We start from the raw sequence: 24484 nt of genomic DNA on the forward strand, positions 1-24484 counted from the left end.
GTCCGAAAGCCCGTAAAGAAAGCAAAAGCTACATAAAACCTGTCAGGCCTGCAAGTATTTGCCGGTTTTGGTAGAACAGGGCTCCAAGTATACCTGTTGAAAAAAATAACAGGGAAAAATCAGGCAACATGGGTTGTCACCTTAAAAGAGAAGAAGATTATGATACAGTTCGAGGAATTTACGCTGGATAACGGCCTGCGGGTGATCGTACACGAAGACCATACCTCGCCTATGGCCGTGCTGAATGTGCTTTATGACGTGGGATCCCGTGACGAGGAAGAACAGCACACGGGTTTTGCACACCTGTTTGAACACCTGATGTTCAGCGGCTCCAAACACATCCCGGTATACGATGAGCCCCTGCAGCGCGTGGGTGGCGAGAACAATGCATTTACAAGTCCTGATATCACCAATTACTACCTGTCGCTGCCGGCCCAGAACATAGAAACCGGTTTTTGGCTGGAGTCGGACCGCATGCTGGATCTGGCTTTTAGCGAGCACGGCCTGGAAGTGCAGCGCAAAGTGGTCGTAGAGGAGTTTAAGCAAAACTACCTCAACCAGCCCTATGGCGACGTGTGGCTGAAGCTTCGTCCGCTCGCCTATGAGCAGCACCCATACAAGTGGGCTACCATCGGCAAGGAGATTGCGCACATCGAAGACGCGACCATGGACATCGTGAAAGCGTTCCACAGGAAACATTACTCCCCGAGCAATGCCGTGCTGGTGGTAGCCGGAAATATCACTTTTGACCAGGCAAAGGAGTTGACCGAAAAATGGTTTGGCCCTATACCTGCCGGCGAGAAGTACGAGCGTGCTATACCTAATGAGCCAAAGCAGCAGGCCCCGCGTGTGCTCGAAACAAGCGCCGATGTGCCTTTGAGCGCCATCTACAAAGCCTACCACATGCCAAGCCGCACGCACGAAGACTACTATGCCGTCGACCTGATCAGCGACATTCTGGGTCGTGGCAAGTCCTCGCGCCTGTATGAGCAACTGGTAAAAGAGCAGAAGCTATTCAACTCCATCGCGGCCTCCGTGACGGGCTCCATCGAGCCGGGCTTGCTGATCATCCAAGGCAAACTCAACGAAGGGGTGGACATTTACGAAGCCAATCGTGCTATTGAGGCAATCAATCAAGAGCTGATGGAGAAACTGGTGGACGAGGAAGAGCTGAATAAAGTGAAGAACCAAGCCGAGACCTCACTGGTATTCTCTGAGATCGAGCTCCTGAACCGCGCCATGAATCTGGCCTATGGTAAGCTGCTGGGCGACGCCAATTTCGTGAACACCGAAGGTGAGAAGATACAGGCCGTCACGCCGCAGGACATCCTGCGCTGCGCCAAAGAGGTGCTCGACCCGAACAATTGCTCCACGTTGCTTTACAAGGCAGAGAAGAAAGAGAAACCAATGGAGCAGGAGGCCTAGGTTAGGTATAAGCTCTATGATTTGGAAGCGGCTGTGGTGCGAACTATAGCCGTTTTTATTTTTTAGGTATAGCCCTGCAACCATTTGGTCTTCGAGGGGGTCAATCATGTAGACAGTGTATCTTCTATACCTTATGAAAAAACTTCTCCCCTTACTCCTTGGCATTACCCTAACCTTGATGGGCTGCGACAAGGACGACTGTAACCCAGCCCGAAACAGCAGCAGTTTTGAATCGAACAAATCCATTGCGGTACACTACAACGGAGACGCCCAGCAGGATTACTATCACGTGGTGAACGGGGAAAACCTTGTATTTAGTTACAGCCATGTAGCCCCGGAATGCGAAAACACCATGGATGATGAATGGGGCTATACCCTGACCTTTGAAGTGGGAAAAGACGCGACAACTTTTCGGTTCGAAGGGGCCGAGCTTCCCATTGCCAAAGGTTTTTACCAAGAATGGGGTGCGTGGGTAAGCAGTAACACCCACCCGTTAGACGGCGGTCTGATAGAAGGCACCAAAATGGCAGACGGCAAATGGCGTGTGAAGGCCGATGTCACTGCGCAAGCTTCAACTGGAAGCGCCAAACGGATAACATTTGATACGGTGTTCCAAAAGTAGTATCGCGATTCCAACAGTGCTGCTACAGCATATACCTATAGGTATAAGCCGCGTTCCGTTTTCTCCTGTCAGGACAAGGCGCACCCTGTCCTGACCATATACGAATACCCAATCCTACAAATCCTTCAATCTTGAAAATACTTGGAATAGGAACCCTATGTATAGATACAGATAAGCTTTCCGAAACTTTTACGCCTCAATATTTGTATATACAAACAACAACTTTACCTTTGCACTTATAAACAGCCCTATGCGTATAGAAGACGAAATACAGCAGAAAGACTTCAAGGACGACCACCGTCGCATGGTAGTCAATCTGTTGTTCACGAACAACTGGCTGAATCAGCAGTTCATCCCTTTCTTCAAGCAGTTTGGGCTCACGCTGCAGCAGCATAATGTGTTGAGCATTGTGCGGGGCCAGCACCATAAGCCGGTTTGTTTTGGAGAGGTGCAGGAACGCATGGTAGACCGAAATTCCAACGTAACCCGCCTCGTGGACAAGCTGATCGAGAAAGGTTATGTGACGCGTGACATCTGCCAGGCAAATCGCCGCATGATCGAGTTAAGGCTGACCTCTGCAGGTAAGGATTTGTTAAGTCAGATAGATGAGCAGATGCCTGCCTTTTTCCAGCGTTTTCATAACCTGACGCAGGAAGAGGCCGTTTTAGTAAGCAACTTGCTCGACAAGCTCAGGGGCTGAGCTATTTTTTTATCCTAATATTTGTATGCACAAATAATGTACAAACTAAGATATTCATGAAGAACATCACTATAAAAGAAGCTTCTATACCTGCTCTAGGTTTGGGCACGTTTCAGTTAACCGATGATGTAGCCCGTGAGATTACAGCCGCTGCCATATCGGATGGCTACCGCCACATCGATACGGCACAGATCTACCAGAACGAGGCGGGTGTAGGGGCAGCCATCAAGGATTCAGGTATAGCCCGTGATGAGATTTTTCTGACGACAAAAGTTTTCCGGGAAAGCCTTTATAAAAAAGACTTCCTGCCATCGGTGGAGGAAAGCTTGCGCAAACTCAAGACTGATTATGTGGACCTGTTGCTCATCCACTGGCCCAATCGCAACGTGCCGGTAAACGAGTACATGGACCAACTGATGGAGGCGCAGCGCAAAGGATACACCAAGTACATTGGCGTGAGCAACCACCCGACTGCCCTGCTTGACGAAGTGCTGGCCACAGGTGCCGACATTATCACCAATCAGGTAGAGTATCACCCGCTGATCAACCAGACCAAGCTCTATACCTACCTGCGTAAGCACAATATTTCTCTGACTGCCTACAGCCCGATCGCACAAGGCAAAGTGCTCGACAATCCGGTTCTCAAAGCTATTGGCGAAAAATATGGCAAGAACGAAGTGCAAGTATCACTGCGCTGGCTAATTCAGCAAGACGGCGTGCTGGCTATACCTAGGACATCCAAAGTGGAGCGCCTCAAAGACAATATCAACATCTTCGACTTTGAGCTATCAGCAGAGGATGTCGCCCAGATTGATCAGTTGAAAAAAGACAATCAGCGTGTCGTGAATCCGCCTTTTGCTCCCGACTGGGACATTATTTAATTAAGAATTACGAATTAAAAATGAGGAAGACGGTGCAGGCAGGATAACTCCTAAACTTTCTAACTCTCTAACTTTCAAACTACAATTATGTCACAACCACTTTTAAGACCGATAAAACTCAACGATTTAGAACTGAATAACCGCGTGATCATGGCACCCATGACGCGTAGCCGTGCCGCCAATGAGGGCAATGTGCCAAACGACCTGATGGTGACCTATTATGCCCAGCGCGCCAGTGCGGGATTGATTATATCGGAAGGTACACAGATTTCAGAGCAAGCCGTGGGCTACATCAACACGCCCGGCATGTATAGCCAAGAACAGGTAGCCGGCTGGAAAAAGGTTACTGCTGCGGTGCACGCCGAGGGCGGAAAGATTTTCGCACAGCTGTGGCACGTAGGTCGTATGTCGCACCCAGATTTCCATAACGGTGAATTCCCAGTGGCTCCTTCGGCCATTAACCCGAACGACCAGTCTTATACCCCGCAGGGTTTCAAGAAAACCGTAACGCCGCGTGCCCTCACTATACCTGAAATCAAGCAGATTGTGCAGGACTACAAGGCCGCTGCTAAAAACGCCATGGACGCGGGCTTTGACGGGGTGGAGATTCACTCCTCAAATGGCTATCTGCTGCACCAGTTCTTCAATGCCACGTCCAACATCCGCACCGATGAGTATGGCGGCTCGATAGAGAACAGAGCCCGCATCTTGTTTGAAGTGATTGAGGCGATCCAGGAAGTGATGCCGATAGAGCGTGTAGGCGTGCGTCTGAACCCAAGTCTGCACGGCATTTTCGGGATGACGATGGACGAGGAAACCATTCCGACCTTCGATTACATCATCGAAAAACTCAACAACTACAAGCTGTCGTACCTGCACCTATCGGAGCCTTTCAATGACGTGAGCGCTATACCTTATGCCGAGCAAAACATTGCCAAACGCTACCGCCCGATCTACAAAGGCAGTCTGATCATCAATGCAGGCTTCACGCAGGAAAGAGGCAATGCCGTAATTGAGGCCGGAGAAGCCGACATGGTGGCTTTCGGTGTGCCGTTTATCGCCAACCCAGACCTGCCGGAGCGTTTCCGCCAAAATGAAGAACTGCAGGAAGCCGACAAGAACACATTTTACTCACCTGGCGCCGAAGGCTATATCGATTATCCTTCCCTTGTGGAAGCTAAGGCCTAAGCCGAAGGCGCTTTTCCATATATACCTGTATACAGCCAGCTGCCCTCACCGGCGGCTGGCTGTTGCTTTTTAAACCTTTCTGTCTTGTTTGAGTCAATTGCCTGAAAATTGCGCCACCATGTAGTGCCAAAAGCGTAAAAGCGGCTATATTTACTTTTTATACCTGTGTCTATATAGGGCAGGCGCTATACCGTCCATACAAATTATGAAAATCAAAATAAGAACCGGCTTTGGCTACGACGTGCACCAACTGCAGGAAGGGTTGGACTTCTGGCTCGGCGGCATTAAGATCCCGCATACACACGGTGCGCTCGGCCATTCTGATGCCGACGTGCTCATTCACGTCATCTGCGACGCCCTGCTGGGTGCCGCCAACATGCGCGATATCGGTTTCCATTTCTCCGACAAAGACCCCCAGTACAAGGGCATCGACAGCAAGATCCTTTTGAAGGAAGTCATGCATTTGCTTTCCCGCGAAGGCTACGAGATCGGCAACATCGATTCCACCATCTGCCTGCAGGAACCCAAAGTGAACCCGCACATACCTGACATGAAAGCCTGCCTGGCCAAAGTGATGGGTATACCGGAGCATGACATCTCCATTAAGGCCACCACGACGGAGCACCTGGGCTTTGTGGGAAAGAAAGAAGGCGTTGCTGCTTTTGCCACCGTCCTGATCGTAAAACAATAATCATTCGCTAACCTTTTTCATCACCTTACAGCAAACCATGAAGTACAACAAGTTTTATGTGTATGCGCTGGCTGCCTTCCTGACTACAGGTTGCGCCCAGACGCCTACCACCAGCCCTGCCGCTGAGGCTCCTGCAACGGAAGTTGATCGATTGCGTGAAGCCGCACCGAAATACGCTGCCACCATCACAGCCGCTGACCTGTCCAAGCACCTGCACATACTCGCTTCGGACGAGTACGAAGGCCGCGACACAGGCTCTAAGGGTCTCCAAATGGCTGCCGCGTACATCTCCCGCGAGTTTAAAGAGGATGGCCTGGTTGGACCAGTTAAAAACAGTACCAACCCCTACTACCAGCCAGTTAATTTGGAGCGCAGCCAGTGGGGCGACGGTTACATCATGGTTGGCAAGCAGAAATTTATGATGGGGCAGGACTTCTTTGTGTTGGGCGCATCTCCTTACCAGACTGAGCAAAACGCCGAAGTGGTGTTCGCCGGCTACGGTATTGATGCCGACAACTACTCTGATTACGCCAACATCGATGTGACCGGCAAGATGGTTGTGGTACTAGGCGGTGAGCCAAAGGGTGCTGATGGCAAATTCCTGGTAAGCGGTTCTGAGAAGGCATCTGACTGGGGTAACGACTTCCGCACGAAACGCAACGCTGCCACCAAGCGTGGCGCCAAAAGCGTGCTGATCGTGACGGGCACCACTACGGATGAATTTAAGTCCCTGACGCAGCGCTACCGTAACTTCCTGTCGCGTCCGTCCATTGGCTTAAAAGGCAATGGTTCGCAAGGCAGCACCGCATCGCTTTATGTTTCGCCGCAGGTGGGCGCCGCCTTGCTGGGCACTACACCAGAAAAGATGTTTGCCTATGCCAATGCCGTAGCTAAAGCAGGCAAGCCGACACCGGGCACATTCACGGCTGTGAAAGACGTGAAAATAAAGACAGAGCGTAAGAGCGACGCGCTTCCATCTGAAAACGTGTTGGGCTACATCGAAGGCACTGACAAGAAAGACGAAGTGATTGTGGTAACGTCTCATTATGACCACGTAGGTATAGAGGATGGTCAGATCTTTAATGGCGCGAACGACGATGGTTCCGGTACTGTAGCCGTGATCGAGCTTGCCGAGGCTTTTGCCCAAGCGAAGAAAGACGGCATGGGTCCACGCCGCAGCATTCTGTTTATGACCGTTACCGCCGAAGAAAAAGGCTTGCTCGGTTCTGAGTATTACGCTAACAACCCGGTATTCCCGCTGGAGAACACAGTAGCCAACATCAATATTGACATGATCGGCCGCATGGACTTCGACGCAGAGAAGACCAACGACCAGAATTACATCTATGTGATCGGCGCAGACAAGCTTTCTTCGGAGCTGCACAAGATCAACGAGGAAATGAACCAGAAGCACGTAGGCCTGCGCCTTGACTACAAGTTCAACGACGAGAATGACCCGAACCGCTTCTACTATCGTTCCGACCACTACAACTTTGCCAAGCATGGCATTCCAATCGTGTTCTATTTCAACGGGGTGCACGCCGACTACCACAAGGCAACCGACACAGTAGACAAAATCATTTTCGAGAAAGCCGAGAAAGCCGCCCGCCTGGCGTTTCACGTGACGTGGGAGCTTGCCAACCGCGACAACCGTATTGTAGTGGACAGCAACAAAAAGTAATGCACTAAACCCACGCAAGCGGCCGTTTATCATAAAAACATTCCGCTTTTATTAGCTTTGAGAAAAACACCCTAACTTTAAGGGTGTTTTTCTTTTAATGACACTTCCTGAAATCAGCCATTTTCGGGAAAGACCATAGGGTTTATCTTATGAGTAGACTAAAACAGTTTCTGCAGGACGCCGAAACAAAAGCATTTGATCTGGGCCACCGCTCCACTATTAAGTTTAACATCGGCAAGTACAATGCCGCTGTGCAGCGTGGCCTTACCCAATACAGCGACCACGAACTTGCCCGTGAGCGGGCTTCTTTTATAAAAACAAATGCCATCAATAACTTAGACAAGTATCTGATGGAGTTTGAGTCCAACTTTACGGCCCGTGGCGGCAAGGTGATCTGGGCACGAAATGCCGAAGAGGCGCTCAAAGAGATCGGACAGATTATGAAGCGCAAGCGTGCCCGTTCGGTCGTAAAGTCTAAGTCGATGACGACGGAGGAAGTTCATCTAAACAATTTTTTGGAGAAGAACGGCATCGAGACGGTGGAAACGGACCTCGGCGAGTACATCGTGCAGCTGGCCGAGCAAAGGCCTTACCATATCGTGACGCCGGCCATGCACATGTCCAAAAAAGACATTGCCGACCTGTTTGTAAAGAAACTCAACATAGCCCCGACCGACAGTGCCGAAGAACTGGTAGCCACTGCCCGCCGCCTGCTTCGCGCCAAGTACACCGAAGCCGAAGTAGGTATAACCGGCGGCAACTTTCTGCTTGCCGATATCGGAGGCGTGGCCATTACCGAAAACGAAGGCAACGGCCGCCTGTCCACTGCTTTCCCGAAGACGCACATTGCCATTGTAGGTATAGAGAAGATTCTGCCGTCGGTGATGGACCTCGACCTTTTCTGGCCTTTGTTGAGTACGAGCGGCACTGGCCAGCAAGTCACCATTTACAATACCATTTTTACAGGCCCACGCCAACCGAACGAGAAGGACGGCCCGGACGAGATGTATGTCGTGTTGCTCGACAATGGTCGCACCGAGCTGCTGGCCCTGCCTGAGAAGCGGGAAGCCCTGAACTGTATACGCTGCGGCGCCTGCCTGAACGTATGCCCGGTATACAAGAACATCGGTGGCCATACCTACGAGAGCACCTACAGCGGCCCGATTGGCTCAGTGATCACACCGCATTACAACGGTATGGCCGAGAACAAGCACCTGAGTTTTGCCAGTTCGCTTTGCGGTGCCTGCACGTCGGTTTGCCCTGTTAAAATCAATATCCACAACCTGCTGCTGCTCAATCGCCGCCAGAGTGTGGAGCAAGGCTTTACCGAGAAAAGCGAACGCACCACTTTCAAGCTGTGGCTGAAAGCTATGAAGAGCCGTAAACTCTTGAACATGGCACCAGCCGGCGTAAAGAACTTCGTGCTGAAGCAAGTGCTGAAAGACACATGGAGCAAGCGTCGTGAGCCGCTGCAAGTAGCACCAAAGTCGTTTAACCAGCTTTGGAAGGAGCGGGAGGTTAAGTAAATTAGTTCGCTCTATAAACATAAAAGGCCTGCAAACTTGTGTTGCAGGCCTTTTATGTTTCATTATCAGCTTGGTCTCCCAAGCTACTATTATTACCGTCATCCATACGCTATATCTTTAAAAAATTGCTGCTGTGCATGGTTTGCGCGAGAATACCGTTACTTCATCTACATCTTTCAGACGGCAGATAAACCGCGTCATACGCTCCACACCGAAACCGGCACCGGCGGTTTTAGGCAGTAAGCCCGCTTTGGCCACTTCCAGGTAGTGCCTGAAGGTATCGGTGCTGGTTCCCACTTCGTCCATGCGCTTCAGTATTTGCTTGTGCTCGTGCTCCCGCTCTGCACCTGACAAGCCTTCACCGAAACCCTCTGGCCAGATCACGTCATAGTTCAGGTAAGTACCGCGGCGGCTTGGGTCTTCTTTGTCGTAGAACTCACGCTTATGGTTGATCAGCCAGAACGGCTCTGTCGCTTCCTCCGATTTCAGCTTCTCATAGTCAGAGCCGAGAGCGGCCTCTAATTTTTCAGTACGGAGCACTGGCCACTTCTCATACTGCGGCATCAATTCACCACGCAACTCGATCAGGATTTCAGGAATCTCTTTGTTCAGGCGGGCAAAGATGTAGTTCACCAGTTCTTCCATAAACTCCATCACAAAGAAGCGATCTTTGCCCCGAAACTCGAAATCCACCTGCGTGAACTCAAACAAATGGCGGCCGGTGTCAGCACGGTCCGAGAACTCAAGACGCACATTAGGCGACACGATATACAGGCTCTCCAGTTCGGGGTTCACCAAAGCCAGCTGTTTATGAAAAATCATCGACTTGGTCAGGCTCCAGCGCTGATCGGCATACCCAATGCTGGCATCTACCACACCGTGGTTGAGCGGGTCGGTGATGGGCGAGAGCATAAGCGGCATCAGCTGCGTCAGCCCTTTCTTGAACATAAAGTCGTGCGTGGCACGGATAATCCCCTGCTGTACCTGGAGCACTTTGGGCAGGGACGTGCGGCTCAGGTGCTTCATCGTAGCTTCCAATGCCGTCGGTTCTGTTAATGTTTGCAATTCCATTCTATCTATTTTTTAATGGGTTGATATATTACAAACATACTTATTGATTATTTTTATTGAAAATTATTTAACATTTAAATACATTTGTTAAAAATTAATCAATATATAGTTTTTAATTTTGCTGAACGTCTAAAATCAAGCATATATTAAGGGAATGGATTTACAAATTGACAAACTTGACCGACAGATTTTGCACCTGCTCATGCAGAATGTGAACCGTGCTTATACAGATATTGCCAAAGAACTGGGTGTTTCGGGCGGCACAATACATGTGCGCCTCAAGAAATTGACAGAGATGGGCATTGTGCAGGGCGCCCAATTACTGATAAATCCGGCAGCGATCGGTTATGATATCTGCGCCTTTATCGGGGTGTTTCTGGAAAAAGGCTCAGCCTACAAAGAAGTGGTGGAGAAAATGCGTGACATACCTGAGATCGTGGAGCTGCATTACACTACGGGTTCCTACAGTATGTTCGTCAAGATCATCTGCCGCGACACCAAGCACCTGCGCGAAGTGCTCAACGTGCATATACAAGGTATAGGAGGGGTTCACCGCACGGAAACCTTTATCTCACTGGAAGAAAGTATATCAAGGCAAATTTCGGTTGGAGTGGAGTAGGATTGGCTTTCGCGAGTCGCAGACTCGCTTTTATGGCTTGGCACGGGACTGAGTCCCGCGCTAGGTTAGCGTCTATTGCGACAAATCTAGCAAGCACCGTGTCGCCAATTTGTGAGTTATACCTTACTAACAAAACAGCAAAGCCGCCCTGAACTAGTCGAGGGCGGCTTTGCTGTTTTACTTGTCTTAATTACTTCAACTTCTGCAACGCTTCTTTTAACCTCCCGAGCGAGTCTTTTATACTCTCCAGAGAGGCACCCCCTACCGATAGTCGGAACCAGGCCAACTCAGGAGCAGAACCAAAGGCAGAGAACGGTACCACAGCCAATTTGGCCTCTTCGAGTATGTAAAAGCTGATGTCCTTGCTGGTTTGCAGCACCTGGCCTGATGGCGTGGTTTTGCCGGCCAGGTCAAATTTAGCGGAAAGGTAGATCGCCCCCATCGGCTCAATGGCGTCCACACTGTAGCCTTCGTTTTTCAAGTCTTTGAACCCGTCGTAGAGCACATCCAGACTTTCGCGCACATTGTGTTTAAATTCATCCAGGAATACATCCACCGCTTCGGCCTGGTGAAGAAAACGGGCCGTTGCGATTTGCTCGGCTTTAGGAGCCCAGGCACCCACATGACCCAAAATAGACTTCATCTTATCGATCACTTCGGTTGGTCCGAAGGCGTAACCTACACGCACACCCGTGGCTGCGAAGCATTTGGAGGTGCCGTCGATGTAAATGGTATAGTCGCGCAACTCAGGGCGCAGGTTTACGGGGTCGTAGTGCTTGTGCTCACCGAAGGTCAGCATCCAGTAGATTTGGTCATACAGCATATACAGCGGCTTTTCACCTGCCGCGCGGCTCTTGTTCTCGGCGATCACCAAATCGCAAATGTCCTCGAGGTCTTTCTTAGAGAACATGGTACCGGTCGGGTTCAGCGGAGAGCAAAGGGCCAGCAAGGTTGCTCCCTTCAGGCTGGCAGCTACATCAGCAGCGGTCGGCATGAAATTGTTGTCCGGGCTGGTCTCTACCATCACAGGCGTGGCGCTTGATAGGTGGCAGTAGTGGTTGTTGTTCCACGACGGGGTGGGGAATACGACTTTATCACCTGGGTCGACAACGGCCAAATAGGCAGCATAGATAAGCGGGCGTGAGCCACCGGCTACCAAGATATCATTCTCCGGATATGTTAGTCCCAGTCTGTCACGGGTGAAGTCGGCTACGGCTTTGCGGAGCACGGCCACCCCGTTGGCAGGCGGGTAGTTGGTATGTCCCTCGGCGTAGGCCTCGGTTATACCAGCCCGCAGTTCGCCAGGTATAGGAAATATCTTGGGGTCGAAGTCGCCAATAGTGAGGTTACAGATTTGTTCCCCCTTGGCAATCATTGCGTTGACTTCACCGGCGAGCTTGATGATCTCGGAGCCGATGAGGTTTTGGGCCATTCTTGAAACGGTCATGCGCCTGTGAATTAGTACGCAACAAGATACTAACTCTCCGGCATTTTTACCTAATCAAGACACGAGCTTATACCTGTGCTGCACAAAAAAACGCCTGCAAGAATTCTACAACTCGCAGGCGCTTCACTGAAAACAGGAATTATACATAGAACGAAGGGCACTAGCTTTAAGTGCCGCTTCTTCTGAAACAGATACAGATAAATTTATCGCATGTCGGCCATTTCGTCGGTGGTGCCCTGTAACTTATCGTACAGCAAAAGCGAGGATGCCGCTGTGAGCAGTACCATACGACTATCTTCTTCTAGCTCCTTCGCCAGCCATACCTTGCCGTGGTTGATGACTTGCACCGCCGCCATCCGCTTGCCATCTTGCAGAAATTCATAGCCCACTATATCGCCGGCAGGCAGTTTGGAGCCTTCCAGTTTATAAATTGGGGCTATTTTATAGTGCTGGCCTCCGTTGCTTAGTTCGCCTTCAAACTTTTTGCGCAACACATATTGCCCCGGGTCTACGGTAAGCAAGCACCATTGTCCGCTTACAGGCGAAGTGAAGTGTGTCACAAAATACTCCAGATTCTTACCCACTGCCAAGGTTATGCCATTGTCTGACCGCAGGTTTTTTTCCTGCAAGCGGCTGGCCCCAAATGCGAACCACTGATCGCCCGCAGGGCTTTGCAAGCTGAACTCGTAGCGCTGGTTCATTTTGATGTTCTCATAACCGAGCATACTGAAACCACTGGCATTCCTCCAGCCACGGTTCACTTGGGCAACACGATAGTTGCCAACCATAAAGCTGCCATTAGGTTTATAAGCTTTACGGCCCTCTACCGTCAGTTCCTGCGACTGCTCTTTAAAGGTTGGTTCCACTGCCATGTTAGGCAAGGTGCAGGATGGCAGCGCCAGCACTCCGGCCAACGCTACTCTTAGCAGTACATTTTTCATAGTATACAAACTGAGCTATTTACAACACGATAGTTGTGTCGATAGCACGCTCATATATTATGCCGTGAAATCATGTTCTGAATCAGGATTCGCAGGATTAAAGGATTTTAAGGATGAAGGTCCCGGAACAGAAGGTATAGGGATAAAAAAAATAAGGGCCGCGACTTGACATAGCCACTGCCCTTATCTGATTTAGCTAAGATATGAAGTTGCTCCCTTCTTAACTCCCAAACTCTCAAACTCCTAAACTCTAGCTGTTTTCCTCGGTTTCGTCCGGCAGAATTTCTACGTCCTGCACCAGCACGAACTTCTCTATTTCGCGGGCTTTCGGGGTGTTGGCCAAACCGCCAAGGGCTGTTTCTTTGTATTTGCGCTCCATGCTCTCGCCTACTTCGCCGAGGGCCGCTACGCACTGGTCGACAGGTATAACGGCGCTAACGCCGGCAATAGCCATTTGAGATGAAGAGAAAGCGATGGCTGCCGCACTGGCGTTGCGCACGATGCAGGGCACCTCTACCAGCCCCGCCACAGGGTCGCATACCAAGCCCAGCATACACTGTATGGTAATGGCCACTGCCGTGAACACCTGCTCTACATTTCCGCCGAGGCAGTACACAATGGCACCCGCCGCCATGGCCGCTGCACTTCCTGTTTCCGCTTGGCAACCACCCACGGCTCCGGCCAATGAGGCATTCTGCTCAATAATGAGCGCTATACCTGCTGCCACCAACAGGCCTTCGTGTATGCTGCGGTCTTCCAGTCCATGCAGTTCCTGCAGCGTGGTAAGCGTACCGGGCAGTATACCGGAAGCGCCCGCCGTAGGAGCCGCCACCACACGCCCCATGCAGGAGTTTACCTCCTTGGCACCCAGCGCGCGCGACACCAACATCTGAAACTCCGGCGATAGCACCGTCACCGGCGATTTGGCTACTTTCTTGGCGCTGTTGTTTACCATACCTGAGCGTGAGGTCATATCTTCGGTCAGGCCGGTATGCACGGCATCCTTCATCACCTCATAGGCTTTGGCAATGTTCTCCCAGATGAATGCCTCGGTGCGGCCCTTCTGCTCTACCTCGTAATCCAGAACGGGCTGGTATAATGGTTCGCCGGTTTCAGCGCAATGCTTTTCCCAGCTCTTAAAATCGTTGAATAGTAATGACATATTGTATGGCTTATACCTGCCCCGCAGCTTTCGCGCAAGGGGGCGTTAAAGATAATCTAAATTTCAGGAATCAGCTATACTCCTGCTCCACTTGATAACACGACGGCAAGGGATAAACGTTCTGGAAACCATATACCCAACTGCGCATAACCTATACCTGCGCTGCCCGTTTTTCTGATTTTAGAAAAAGACTTATACCTGATGGAAAACAAAAACAAGAAACGCGTCGCGATGCGGGTGCACGGCAAGGTGCAAGGTGTGTTCTTCCGGGCCAGCACACAGGAGAAGGCGCTGGAGCTTGGCCTGACCGGCTTCGTGCAAAACGAAGATGACGGCACCGTATACCTCGAAGCCGAAGGAAACCTGGAGGCACTGAAAGAGTTAGAAAGATGGGCGCACCAAGGCCCCGACCAGGCGCGGGTTGAGAAAGTAGAGGTGGTAGAGATGGATGGGCTAGAGGGGTTTGTGGGGTTTAGGCAGAGGAGGTAAGGCACCTTACAACCGAAAGAGATTAAATTACATAACCTCCGCTTTGAAAGAAGCAGATACAGTTGCACCAACATGTCTTTCCGATCTGGCTGGGGCAGGTAGAGCAAATGCTATACCTTTCCACCAGCCGCATGCTGCCGCATATATACCTCTCGTCTCGTTATAGGGTATTATAATAAGCCACCAATTTGGCCATGTCGCTATCGTTGCGCAAGATCAGGGAATTGGACTTGATATATGACTCCAGGTAATCAGCTTTGTCAGGCATGGCGGCCAGCAATGAGCTTTTGGTTTTCTTCACCTTCACTACCTTGTTGCCAGTAGCGACATAATAATCCTCGGCCTCCTGCACCTCCCGGTTGATAGTGGCAGAGCTATAGTTTTTGCGGTCAAAAATCTTTTTAGTCGTTCGCTTCAACAGCACCGTGTTGCCATCGGCCAGTACTTCCAAATAAGCCTCAGGAGAAAGCCTATCGCCACTGAAGCCTCTGCGGAAGGTCTTCTCGGTGGCCTGGTTGTTCTGGATAAAATTGATCTTGAACTCCTGAACGGGCTCCATCAACTCCTTCACTTTCCCGTCTTTGCCCTTAAACACGATCACGTCCTTCACCTGGTCATACATCATGTTGATGCCCTGGTAAATGGTGCCGTTCTTGAGCAGGATAGTCCCCTGCGCAAAATCCGGGTATAGATAAGGTGAGCCCTGCATATTGATGGTGCTATACTCGTGCACCGGACGCCCTTCCATATCGTTGGTCTGCGTGTACTGCGCAAAGGCATCTACAGAAAACAGGCCGCAAGTGAGCAGCAATAAGACAAAGCGCATTGTAACAGGTTTCATACCGGATGTTTTTTGTATTGAGGTGTTTAAACTACAGAAAAATTTAAAATAATACTAGATTACTCACAGCAAACATCATAAATCTTGATTGCCGTCAAGGATTCAGGTTAAGACGATCTATACCTTTGGAGCGTACAAAATAAAATCATGAACGCTATGAACACTTTAGAACAGCTTATCCGGCTCGCCAGCAATCAAAAGCACACCGTTATCAGTTCGTTTGCACCAATGGACCTCTCCCTGCTGCTCCACAAGCCTGCGCCCGATAGCTGGAGCATATTGGAGTGCCTCGAGCACCTGAACAGGTATAGCCGCTACTACAACCCGGCCCTGGCCAAAGCCATCGCCAGCAACTCCGGCGGCAATTTCCTACAAACGATCAGCTACAGTTGGCTCGGCAAAAAGTCGCTGGACATGGTGCGCCCGGACAACGGCAAAAAGAACACGACATTAAAGCGCATGAACCCCAACGACAGCCAGCTAGGCCGCCAGACGCTGGAGGAGTTTCTGGACCACCAGACCGAGCTGCTGCAACTGCTGGATAAAGCCAAAGGAGCCAACCTGAACAAAAAGGCTATACCTGTAGAGTTCTTCAAACTACTGAAACTCCGGATCGGGGAAACGCTGGAGTTTATGGTGCTGCACCAGGAGCGACATTTACAGCAGGCATTGCGTGTGAAGCAGCATTTACCCGACAAGCAGAATGCGGCCTGAGCCCGTTGTTGCCACATTATTTTGCATGATATCCGGCTAAATTTAACTTTCTTGCGCCCATGTTTGTTCTAGCCCAGTCCCGGCTCAAAAAGGGACACTCTGACAATGCGCGAAAAAGTAGTTAGCTATAGTTTTTTCTTTTTGGGGTTGCTGCTGTTTGGCTTCGCCAACGCCATCGCCGTAAAGGTAAAGTACCTGGGTCTGCACCCTTGGGAAGTGCTGAATGTGGCTTTGTTTCAGAAGATGGGATTTACCATTGGCACCTGGAGTGCACTGGTCGGCCTGTTCTTTGTGGCCATTTCCTGGTTCATTAACAAGAAGTACATCAATGTGGGTACTTTCCTGAACGCCCTGCTTATCGGCCCCTTCATGGACCTGTTCCTTTGGCTCGATATTCTGCCAACAGCCACTAACACCCCGCTCGATTACCTTAATCTGGCGGTTTCGATCATTATAGCAGGTATAGCCGGAGGCCTTTACATTGCCGGAGGAGTGGGCGCTGGCCCACGGGATGGTTTTATGCTGGCACTCTCTGAAAGGACGAAACTCTCGGTAAGCCGAACGCGCATACTCGTGGAGTGTGTCGTACTCGGCATTGGCTATTTGCTGGGTGGGCCAATCTTTATCGCGACTTTTTTCTATACCTTTATCATGAGCCCGATCTTTCAGGTCACGCTTCGCTTTTTCCAGAAACTCCGCAACAGCCTGATCGAAGTACCCGCCCCCGATGTTGCGCACCAACCGAACCAGCGTGCTCATCCGGGTGTAAAGGTATAGCCTATTTCGTTGATCGTTGTTCGTTATTCGTTGATCGGTGTTTGTTATTCATGCACGCTCAGATAGGTCGGGTAACGCTTCGGACAGGTCGCGACCTGTCCCTACAAAACTACTCTCAACTCAAGACTCAGGACTCGAGACTCTTAATAACTTTCACCTCTTGCTTGTCTCCTGAGTGCAGGTCCACTTTAAAGAGTTGATGACTATTGGTGCTGGTCACCCAAAGTTGGCCATTCAGGTATAGCACATCGTTCGGCTCTTGCAAACCATCGGCAAGGGTGCGTACACGATGGCGGTCCATGTCAAGCACTTTCACCTTGCCATTATAGGTATCGGCAATGTACACGTCGCTATCGATGATCTCCAGGCCTAGGCAGTGCTGCAGCAGGGCATCGTCCACAGGACCATCCACATCCCCAAAATCGAATAGGCCCCGACCGAGCGGGGTCAGCACCATCCCGGTTTTGAGGTTGACAGTCCGGATGGCGCTGGCTTCGGCATCGGCCACGTAGAGCACATCGCCGTTTATGGCCAGTCCGCTGGGCTGGTTGAAAGCTGCTTCATGCAAGGTTCCGTCGGTAAGTGCTTCGCGACCACTGCCGGCAAAGCGGTATACTTGGCCCGTTTCCAGGTCTAGGCGCAATATCTGGTGGTTACCGGCACTGGCAATAAACAGACTGTCTCCATGTATGAGCAAATCCCAGGGGCTGTTGGGGTTCACCGGCTCCCCGATCTTGTCCTCGTAAAAGTAATATTCCAGCTCTCCTGTACCGGCCGCTGTACTGACCATCTTGTGCAGCAGGTCTACTTTCCGGATAGCGTTGTTTTTGGAGTCTGCTACATACAGGGTATTCCCGTGCAGTGCCAATCCGTGCGGCTCATTAAACGTAGTGTCGGCAAAGCCCCCGTTGTGAAAGCCCCTTTCGCCGCTCCCAATCACCTCCAGTACCTGCCCTTCCTGGTTGAGCTTGAGGATCCGGTTATGGCCGCTGTCTGACAGGTATAGGTTGCCTTCGCTGTCGCTGATGAGTTTGGAAGGGAAGTAAAGCGAATGCTCTTCGGGCTGCTCTACATGAAACCGAAGGGGTTCCTGGTTTAGCTCCTCCTTGAATTCCTCTTTCATCTTTTGGATGTAGGGTCGCACCGTGTCATACACGCTTTCGCCCGCATGCTGCCCGACCACCTTGCCATGCGGGTCTATCAGCACGGTAGTTGGCCAGGCCTTAATGCCAAACTGGTCCCATATTCTGAAATCGGCATCGTTCACGACGAGGTGCTCAATCCCAAACTTGCGGATCGCCTGCCTGATCGTCTCGCTCTGTTTTTCGGCATCAAACTTGGCCGAGTGCACCCCAATCACGACCAGCACATCGGCAAACTCCTCTTCCAGCCGCTTCAGGTCCGGCACAATGTGCTGGCAGTTAATACAGCCAAAGGTCCAGAAATCCAACAGCACGATCTTGCCCCTGAAATCTTTGATAGACCAGGCCCGGTCGGTGTTGAGCCAGCCATGTGGTGTGTTGATCTCTGGTGCATTGACGCGTCCGGTAAGCATAGTGGTTTATGTTTAAGTGATGTTTTATTGGGTACAGGTATAGGTATGGAAAGGTTGTTAAGGGTATGTTTCTGAGAAGCTGTTAAACTCCTTTCTTGAAATGGCAGGGCAGATACTATAAGCCAGCGAAACCTATCACCTCTCCATCACCAGCCAGGCCTCACCTAAAAAAGCGAGATTAACTGAATTTCTTGTAAATTTGTGTAAACGCTGCGGCACTATGGCAGAAGAAACTTATTTGTCGGACTTCGGGACAATCCTGCTCTTTCTGATCGGGGGGGCAATCTTCGTGGTCATTGGTCTGTTCACAGCCAGGCTTATCCGCCCGCACCGGCCCAATGCAGAAAAGCTGACCACCTACGAATCCGGGGAGGAGCCGATCGGCAACTCCTGGGTACAGTTCAATCCGCGGTTCTATGTGGTGGCGCTCATCTTTATCATTTTTGACGTGGAGCTGGCTTTCCTGTTCCCGTGGGCGACAGTGTTTGGCCGCCGCGACCTGATTGAGGCGACCAACGGAGTTTGGGGCTGGTTTGCGCTGATCGAGATGTTCATCTTTATCGGCGTGCTTGTACTCGGGTTGGCCTATGCCTGGGCCAAAGGCCACCTCGACTGGATAAAGCCGAAACCTGTAGTGCCAAAGAGCCGCTCCCGTATACCGATGGAGGTATACCAGCGCGTGAACGAACAGCGAAACAGGAACAAACAGTGATCAGTTAACAGTAATCAATAAACAGTTAATACGCGTGGTTGATATCCAATCGTTAGCAATTTCAATGGCTGCTGATTGAACACTCAAAATCATCTTTAATTTCTAATTTTTAAATCCCACTTGAATACTCCACAGGACAAAACGGGCGAAGGCGGTGTGATCATCACCAAACTGGACGACCTGCTCAACTGGGCGCGACTGACCTCGCTATTCCCGATGGGTTTCGGGTTGGCTTGTTGCGCCATCGAGATGATGGGGGCCTACGCCTCCGGCTACGACCTGGACCGTTTTGGCATTATCCCTCGTGCCTCACCTCGTCAGTCGGATGTGATGATTGTGGCCGGAACGGTTACTTTCAAAATGGCTGACCGGGTGCGCCGACTGTATGAACAAATGCCAGAGCCGCGCTATGTGATCTCGATGGGCTCTTGTTCTAACTGCGGCGGTCCTTACTGGGAGCATGGCTACCATGTAGTGAAGGGCGTGGACCGCATTATACCAGTGGATGTGTACGTACCCGGCTGCCCGCCAAGGCCCGAGGCACTGATCGGTGGATTTTTGCGACTGCAGGAGATCATTCGCCAGGAAACCATACGTGCCCCGAGAGCTGTGCAGCAAATTATGTCGAAAAGAATGAATAATGATAATTCCGAAATGACGAATCAGGAGGCAGGAGAGCGCTTTGTAGAAGGAAACGATGAGTTTGAAATGAAAAATCAGCAAAACCCAATCGCTTAAATCCCTTAATTATTATTCATTCACACAATCACTCATCCACTCATTCAAAATTAAAATGAACTTCGGAGAGCTAAAAGATTTTATAGTCGCGCAGTTTGGGGCGGAGGTGATCGTTTCGGAAACGACAAACAACCTGCAGCCATACCTGGTGCTTCAGACGGAGCGCCTGGCGGAGATATGCCTGGAGCTGCACGACAATGAACTCACCTACTTCGACTTCCTCTCCAGCGTGACAGGTATAGACAATGGCCCGGAGGCAGGCACTATGGAAGTGGTGTATAACCTCTACGCTATACCTTACGATCACCACCTGATGCTCAAAGTGATCGTGCCGCGCAATAACGACACCGAAACGCCTATACCTGCCGTACCGACTGTGAGCCACATCTGGCGCACCGCCGACTGGCAGGAGCGGGAAATTTTCGACCTGGTTGGCATCTACTTCAAGGGTCATCCGGATATGCGCCGCATCCTGTGCTCGGCCGACTGGGAGGGCCACCCGCTCCGGAAGGATTACCAGTTGCAAGACTATTACCATGGCATCAAAGTGCCTTACGACCAACACAATGAGTATAGCGGCTTTCGTGGTGAGCCGATGAAGATAATCTCGTCAGAAGACCCATTCCCGGACAAACGGGAGAAGCCAGAGTAGGATGTTTTAAGCCTTGGCTGGCACTCCTCACGCTATGTGCTATACCTGCTGTCAGAGGTTTTTACACCTATCTTTCTACTTATTTCCCCAAGTTTCTTACCGCTGCAGGAAATTTGTCCCCCACTAAATTTAGTTTGATATTATGTTCCAAATATGCTTTTAGTCCGTCTAAAACGGTCGTAAAACCGCCTGTGCTGTCTTTAATTGCCTGAATTAAATCGTCTCCTGTTTCTTTGAACCCGTAATTTTTGATTACCACATACGTCATTTCATCTGTTAATGCGGTAAACAAGTAATCAACTTTGGTGGCAGGATCGCCCCATTCTGTTGCAATTAGTTTATCCGGTGTTATTTCCTTTGTCAGAACGTCCGCCCAGACGCCATACATGCCCCATTCCCATCTTACTGTTTTCCCTGTCTCCAATTTTCCGCTCGATTTTGTAAACCAGAAGTTGGTCGTGATTTCCGGATCAATGAATGCCTGAAAAACTGTTGCGACAGGTTTTCTGATAAGCATTTGCGTTTCTACTGTTGCCACACTGGTCGCTACCATATTGGTTTTGTTTGAACTTTCTATCTACGGTTGGGTCACCTGCGACATTAAATACTGCCAACGGTTTGCATATGGCTTGTGGCGGTTTCGAAGCACGTTCCTGTCCACCGAAACCAAAGCTGGCTAAGGAGGCGAAAGCCTAGCTGGCAGCCGTTCACTCGCCATAAACTATATGCTTTGTTACCCACCGTATTTATTTTTTAAGTCTTTTTTCAAGTTGCTGAATACGTATTCATGTTCCTGTTCAATTCCAATTTTTTCCAATGGTCTCCAATAGAATCTTGGATATAGTTCGGAAGTATAAGTCGTTATTCTTGTCATTTTTGTCTGTCCGTTTTCTAATTCGTCAAAGAGATAAATTGCTTCTTTAAAGCCGAGCCATTTTCTTCCCGTTAATTGATAGTCGATTACGTCCATTTTCAAAACTTTGCCTTTTTCAAGTGCGGTTATCTTTTCAACTATTTGTCCGCCTTGAAAGTAGCATGTCCTTATTCCGCCAACCTTTTCTTCTTCAAGCACACACTTTTGAGGAATTGGTAAGTCAAGTTTCATCAAGAAAGGTTTTTCAGCATCAAGTGTGTCAACTGACTTTATAGTCTCATAAACTTGAATCGAAGAATAAGGAAGAATTATCTCTGATTTGACTTCAATTATGAATTGATCATTTTTTGTCAGTTCTGTTTCTATGAATCCGAATGTCAGAAAGAGGCAAAACGGTAAAATCGAACTTTTAATCAAGTTGTCTTCCTTGTCTGTATTGCGGTACTTTTTAATGACATGTTTTAGAAATGCTCCAAGTGCTATTGCAATCATGATTAAAGGCATTGCCATTAAAATACAAACCATTCCTTCAAGTCCCCCGGCTAAAAGTAAAATGAAGAAAATGGCAAGGGAAATAATAAGTCCCCACAAGCTGATTGTCTTAATTGTTGATTTCCCTAAAATGTATCCGAGTGCAAATGGCAAGAACACAAAGAATGAAAGTCCATATCCAATTAGTTCGTAGTGAAGCAATGCGAAGCCTAAAGACAAAAATGTCAGACTAATTATTATTGATATGACGAACTCTTTTTTCATATGGTGGGTAACTACTGTATAAACGTAACTGGACTAACGAATATACTATATATGCCTAATAATATATAACGTAAGTCCGACTAAAACATCTTCCAAAACGAACTTCTATATAATTCCGCCATTTTTCCGAACTTTGGAGATCATTAACCATTCGCACTTGAGCCAGTCAACTATCTACAAAGATTACCTGCTGCAGTCGGAGCCGAACAAGTTCAGCTTGGATCACCTGCGTGCGGGTGAGATGATCGTGAACATGGGGCCGCAGCACCCGAGTACGCACGGTGTACTGCGCCTGGAGGTGGTAACCGACGGGGAAATTGTGACAGAGGTAGCCCCGCACATCGGCTACCTGCACCGTTGCTTCGAGAAGCACGCCGAGAGCATGGCCTATAACCAGACCATCCCCTACGTGGATCGCATGGACTACCTGGCTGCCATGAACTCTGAGCATGTATGGTGCATGGGCGTAGAGAAGTTGATGGGTATAAGCGATCAGATACCAAAGCGGGTAGAGTATATCCGGGTGCTAGTGGCCGAACTGAACCGCCTGGCGTCTCACTTTCTGGCTATCGGCACTTACGCCATCGACATCGGGGCTTTCACGCCTTTTCTGTGGCTGTTGCGCGACCGCGAACACATACAGCGCCTGCTCGAGTGGGTTAGCGGGGCCCGCATGTTGTATAACTACATCTGGGTGGGAGGGCTTTATTATGATCTGCCTATCGGGTTTGAGGAGCGTTGTCGCGAATTTATCAACTACCTGCAACCTAAACTGGATGAGCTGGATACCATCTTACTCTCCAATAAAATCTTCATAGACCGCACTGCCAACGTGGGCATTTTGCCGCTGGATGTGGCCATCAACTACGGCTGCTCCGGGCCTATGCTACGTGGTTCGGGCCTGCGCCACGATCTGCGCCGCGTCGATGGGTATAGCGTATACCCGGAACTGGAGTTCGAAGTGCCGATCGGTGAAGGTATTATGGGTAGCACCGGCGACTGCTGGGACCGCAACTATGTACGCGCGCTGGAGTGCCGCGAGTCTGTCAAGATTATCAGCCAGTGCCTTGACAAACTAACCGGTGAGCACAAGCGCACCCCGGACTTTGATCCGCAGGCGACCTGTCCCAAGAAAATGCGCATGACCGGCACGCAGGAGCTTTATTTCCGGGGCGAAACACCGCGCGGCGAACTCGGCTTTTTCTTCCGCACCACCGACCGCAGCGACGTGCCTTTCCGCTGCCATGGCCGTGCCCCTAGTTTTGTGAACCTGTCCGTACTGCCAGAAATCAGCCGTGGCTGCATGGTGGCCGACCTTATCGCTATAGTGGGCTCCATAGATATCGTACTGGGCGAAGTAGACCGCTAACTCAAAAACACATGCCGTCACGGCACGATTTTCACACTCAAAAGGTTTACTAAGAGGCTTTTAACAACAAAACCTTTTACAGCTTTTGAAACTATCTAAAATCCTGACAGTGCACTTGCTGTGGCTGAGTGTGCTGGCCCAACCAGTACTGGCGCAAACCCGGCTTCAGCAACATACGCTGCCGCTGTTTTCTGACGCCTCACCTGTCCCATCCTACACGGCTATACCTGATATGGCGGAATTACCATCCGTTAGGACGCTCCAGGCTATACCTGCCGACACGGTATACCCAGGCCAGAAAAAGCCGTTCACCAAATCACAGCTGCTTGAGGGAAGCAATAAGCGTTACCTGACCCGTGCGGTGCTGCCAGCCGCCGCCCTGATCGGTGCCGGGGTGTATACCATGCAGGGAAATGGCTTTTACAGCAGCCACGATGCCCGCGACCTGCGACACAAGACCATCCCCAATTTCAGCACGAAGGTGGATGACTACCTCATGTTTCTGCCGATAGCATACATGTATGGCTTTAACGCGTTCTCGTCTCAGAACCGCCACGAAATGCCCCGTCAGACGGCTCTCTTGCTGGCCTCCGGCGTACTGACCTCTGCCATTGTGTGGCCTGCCAAAAGGTGGACTAACATGGAGCGTCCCAACGGTGAAAAACATGCCTTCCCCTCTGGCCATACGGCCTATGCCTTCACCATCGCCACGGTTGTTGACAAGGAATTCCGGCACAAGAGCCCCTGGATAAGTGTGGGTAGCTATACCTTGGCGGGAGCGACCGGGGCACTGCGCGTGATGAACAACAAGCACTGGATGGCCGATGTGCTGGCCGGGGCCGGTGTGGGTATACTGTCGACCAACACGGTATACTGGCTACACGACAAGCTGTTCCAGAACAAAGGCTACAATACCATGGTGGTGCCAGTCGTGCTGCCGAGCGGACAGCCGGGGATGGGCCTTTCGGTGACGTTCTAACCTTCCGGCCTGCTTTCAGGTATAAACTGGCGCCTTTCCTGTAAGTGGAGGGGCGCCAGTTCTTTTTTATATCT

25 protein-coding genes are annotated in these 24484 nt (G+C 50.4%); 17 read left to right on the forward strand and 8 right to left on the reverse strand.

Going from position 1 to position 24484, the window contains the following annotated elements; genetic code table 11:
• Positions 1-159: 159 nt before the first annotated feature.
• The 8 genes from H9Q13_RS08580 to H9Q13_RS08615 all read left to right on the forward strand — a co-directional run bounded on the left by H9Q13_RS08580 (position 160) and on the right by H9Q13_RS08615 (position 8714).
• A complete protein-coding gene (locus H9Q13_RS08580) occupies positions 160-1425 on the forward strand; it encodes a M16 family metallopeptidase (protein ID WP_191183388.1) in 1266 nt (421 codons plus the stop codon).
• Between the two features lie 133 nt (positions 1426-1558).
• Positions 1559-2047 carry a hypothetical protein gene (locus tag H9Q13_RS08585; protein ID WP_191183389.1) on the forward strand — a complete coding sequence of 163 codons (489 nt, stop codon included), beginning with the start codon at positions 1559-1561 and terminating at the stop codon, positions 2045-2047.
• A 250-nt stretch (positions 2048-2297) separates the two neighbouring features.
• On the forward strand, positions 2298-2747 hold the full coding sequence (locus H9Q13_RS08590; protein ID WP_191183390.1) for a MarR family winged helix-turn-helix transcriptional regulator: 450 nt from the start codon (positions 2298-2300) through the stop codon (positions 2745-2747).
• Positions 2748-2803: 56 nt separating this feature from the next.
• A complete protein-coding gene (locus tag H9Q13_RS08595; RefSeq protein WP_191183391.1) occupies positions 2804-3628 on the forward strand; it encodes an aldo/keto reductase in 825 nt (274 codons plus the stop codon).
• Positions 3629-3715: 87 nt separating this feature from the next.
• Positions 3716-4816 carry an alkene reductase gene (locus H9Q13_RS08600; RefSeq protein ID WP_191183392.1) on the forward strand — a complete coding sequence of 367 codons (1101 nt, stop codon included), beginning with the start codon at positions 3716-3718 and terminating at the stop codon, positions 4814-4816.
• Between the two features lie 205 nt (positions 4817-5021).
• Positions 5022-5507, forward strand: a complete 486-nt coding sequence (gene ispF, locus H9Q13_RS08605; protein WP_191183393.1) for a 2-C-methyl-D-erythritol 2,4-cyclodiphosphate synthase — start codon at positions 5022-5024, stop codon at positions 5505-5507.
• A gap of 37 nt (positions 5508-5544) precedes the next feature.
• Complete coding sequence (locus H9Q13_RS08610) at positions 5545-7188, forward strand: M28 family peptidase (RefSeq protein ID WP_191183394.1); 1644 nt, start codon at positions 5545-5547, stop codon at positions 7186-7188.
• Between the two features lie 149 nt (positions 7189-7337).
• Complete coding sequence (locus tag H9Q13_RS08615) at positions 7338-8714, forward strand: LutB/LldF family L-lactate oxidation iron-sulfur protein (protein WP_191183395.1); 1377 nt, start codon at positions 7338-7340, stop codon at positions 8712-8714.
• A gap of 117 nt (positions 8715-8831) precedes the next feature.
• On the opposite strand, the gene H9Q13_RS08620 is transcribed toward H9Q13_RS08615, so the two are convergent.
• Positions 8832-9785 (reverse strand): asparagine synthetase A, encoded by a 954-nt coding sequence (locus H9Q13_RS08620; protein WP_191183396.1) that lies wholly within the window; start codon positions 9783-9785, stop codon positions 8832-8834.
• A gap of 154 nt (positions 9786-9939) precedes the next feature.
• On the opposite strand from H9Q13_RS08620, the gene H9Q13_RS08625 reads away from it, so the two are divergent.
• Positions 9940-10404, forward strand: coding sequence for an Lrp/AsnC ligand binding domain-containing protein (locus H9Q13_RS08625; RefSeq protein WP_191183397.1), 465 nt, complete (start codon positions 9940-9942; stop codon positions 10402-10404).
• 190 nt (positions 10405-10594) lie between these two features.
• Here the strand turns inward: H9Q13_RS08625 and H9Q13_RS08630 are convergent, their stop codons facing one another.
• From H9Q13_RS08630 to sdaAA, 3 genes are all read right to left on the reverse strand, one after another.
• Positions 10595-11851, reverse strand: coding sequence for a pyridoxal phosphate-dependent aminotransferase (locus H9Q13_RS08630; RefSeq protein WP_191183398.1), 1257 nt, complete (start codon positions 11849-11851; stop codon positions 10595-10597).
• 203 nt (positions 11852-12054) lie between these two features.
• On the reverse strand, positions 12055-12792 hold the full coding sequence (locus H9Q13_RS08635; protein WP_191183399.1) for a hypothetical protein: 738 nt from the start codon (positions 12790-12792) through the stop codon (positions 12055-12057).
• Positions 12793-13042: 250 nt separating this feature from the next.
• On the reverse strand, positions 13043-13954 hold the full coding sequence (gene sdaAA / locus H9Q13_RS08640; RefSeq protein WP_191183400.1) for an L-serine ammonia-lyase, iron-sulfur-dependent, subunit alpha: 912 nt from the start codon (positions 13952-13954) through the stop codon (positions 13043-13045).
• 201 nt (positions 13955-14155) lie between these two features.
• On the opposite strand from sdaAA, the gene H9Q13_RS08645 reads away from it, so the two are divergent.
• Complete coding sequence (locus H9Q13_RS08645) at positions 14156-14443, forward strand: acylphosphatase (RefSeq protein WP_191183401.1); 288 nt, start codon at positions 14156-14158, stop codon at positions 14441-14443.
• A 160-nt stretch (positions 14444-14603) separates the two neighbouring features.
• Here H9Q13_RS08645 and H9Q13_RS08650 read toward each other — a convergent pair whose 3' ends face one another.
• Positions 14604-15284: a hypothetical protein gene (locus H9Q13_RS08650; protein WP_191183402.1), complete on the reverse strand. Its 681-nt coding sequence runs from the start codon at positions 15282-15284 to the stop codon at positions 14604-14606.
• 156 nt (positions 15285-15440) lie between these two features.
• Here H9Q13_RS08650 and H9Q13_RS08655 point away from each other — a divergent pair, with 156 nt between their 5' ends.
• Together H9Q13_RS08655 and H9Q13_RS08660 are read left to right on the forward strand one after the other, a co-directional pair.
• Positions 15441-15998: a DinB family protein gene (locus H9Q13_RS08655; protein ID WP_224744174.1), complete on the forward strand. Its 558-nt coding sequence runs from the start codon at positions 15441-15443 to the stop codon at positions 15996-15998.
• A 105-nt stretch (positions 15999-16103) separates the two neighbouring features.
• Positions 16104-16775, forward strand: coding sequence for a YczE/YyaS/YitT family protein (locus tag H9Q13_RS08660; protein ID WP_191183404.1), 672 nt, complete (start codon positions 16104-16106; stop codon positions 16773-16775).
• Between the two features lie 127 nt (positions 16776-16902).
• On the opposite strand, the gene H9Q13_RS08665 is transcribed toward H9Q13_RS08660, so the two are convergent.
• Positions 16903-18330 (reverse strand): thioredoxin-like domain-containing protein, encoded by a 1428-nt coding sequence (locus tag H9Q13_RS08665; RefSeq protein ID WP_191183405.1) that lies wholly within the window; start codon positions 18328-18330, stop codon positions 16903-16905.
• A gap of 220 nt (positions 18331-18550) precedes the next feature.
• Between H9Q13_RS08665 and H9Q13_RS08670 the strand changes: the two genes are divergently transcribed.
• The 3 genes from H9Q13_RS08670 to H9Q13_RS08680 all read left to right on the forward strand — a co-directional run bounded on the left by H9Q13_RS08670 (position 18551) and on the right by H9Q13_RS08680 (position 20432).
• Positions 18551-19042 (forward strand): NADH-quinone oxidoreductase subunit A, encoded by a 492-nt coding sequence (locus H9Q13_RS08670; protein ID WP_191183406.1) that lies wholly within the window; start codon positions 18551-18553, stop codon positions 19040-19042.
• Positions 19043-19162: 120 nt separating this feature from the next.
• Positions 19163-19780, forward strand: coding sequence for an NADH-quinone oxidoreductase subunit NuoB (gene nuoB / locus H9Q13_RS08675; protein ID WP_224744175.1), 618 nt, complete (start codon positions 19163-19165; stop codon positions 19778-19780).
• A 55-nt stretch (positions 19781-19835) separates the two neighbouring features.
• The gene (locus H9Q13_RS08680; protein ID WP_191183407.1) at positions 19836-20432 is read left to right on the forward strand and encodes an NADH-quinone oxidoreductase subunit C; all 597 of its coding nucleotides are present in this window, start codon (positions 19836-19838) and stop codon (positions 20430-20432) included.
• A gap of 79 nt (positions 20433-20511) precedes the next feature.
• On the opposite strand, the gene H9Q13_RS08685 is transcribed toward H9Q13_RS08680, so the two are convergent.
• Both H9Q13_RS08685 and H9Q13_RS08690 read right to left on the reverse strand, forming a co-directional pair.
• Positions 20512-20985, reverse strand: coding sequence for an SRPBCC family protein (locus H9Q13_RS08685; protein WP_224744176.1), 474 nt, complete (start codon positions 20983-20985; stop codon positions 20512-20514).
• Between the two features lie 180 nt (positions 20986-21165).
• Positions 21166-22062: an MFS transporter gene (locus H9Q13_RS08690; RefSeq protein WP_191183408.1), complete on the reverse strand. Its 897-nt coding sequence runs from the start codon at positions 22060-22062 to the stop codon at positions 21166-21168.
• Positions 22063-22219: 157 nt separating this feature from the next.
• Here H9Q13_RS08690 and H9Q13_RS08695 point away from each other — a divergent pair, with 157 nt between their 5' ends.
• The gene (locus H9Q13_RS08695; RefSeq protein ID WP_191183409.1) at positions 22220-23431 is read left to right on the forward strand and encodes an NADH-quinone oxidoreductase subunit D; all 1212 of its coding nucleotides are present in this window, start codon (positions 22220-22222) and stop codon (positions 23429-23431) included.
• Between the two features lie 85 nt (positions 23432-23516).
• Positions 23517-24410, forward strand: a complete 894-nt coding sequence (locus H9Q13_RS08700) for a phosphatase PAP2 family protein (RefSeq protein WP_191183410.1) — start codon at positions 23517-23519, stop codon at positions 24408-24410.
• Positions 24411-24484: the final 74 nt, after the last annotated feature.

Origin of the sequence: Pontibacter aquaedesilientis (assembly GCF_014773225.1) — a bacterium.
GTDB lineage: Bacteria > Bacteroidota > Bacteroidia > Cytophagales > Hymenobacteraceae > Pontibacter > Pontibacter aquaedesilientis.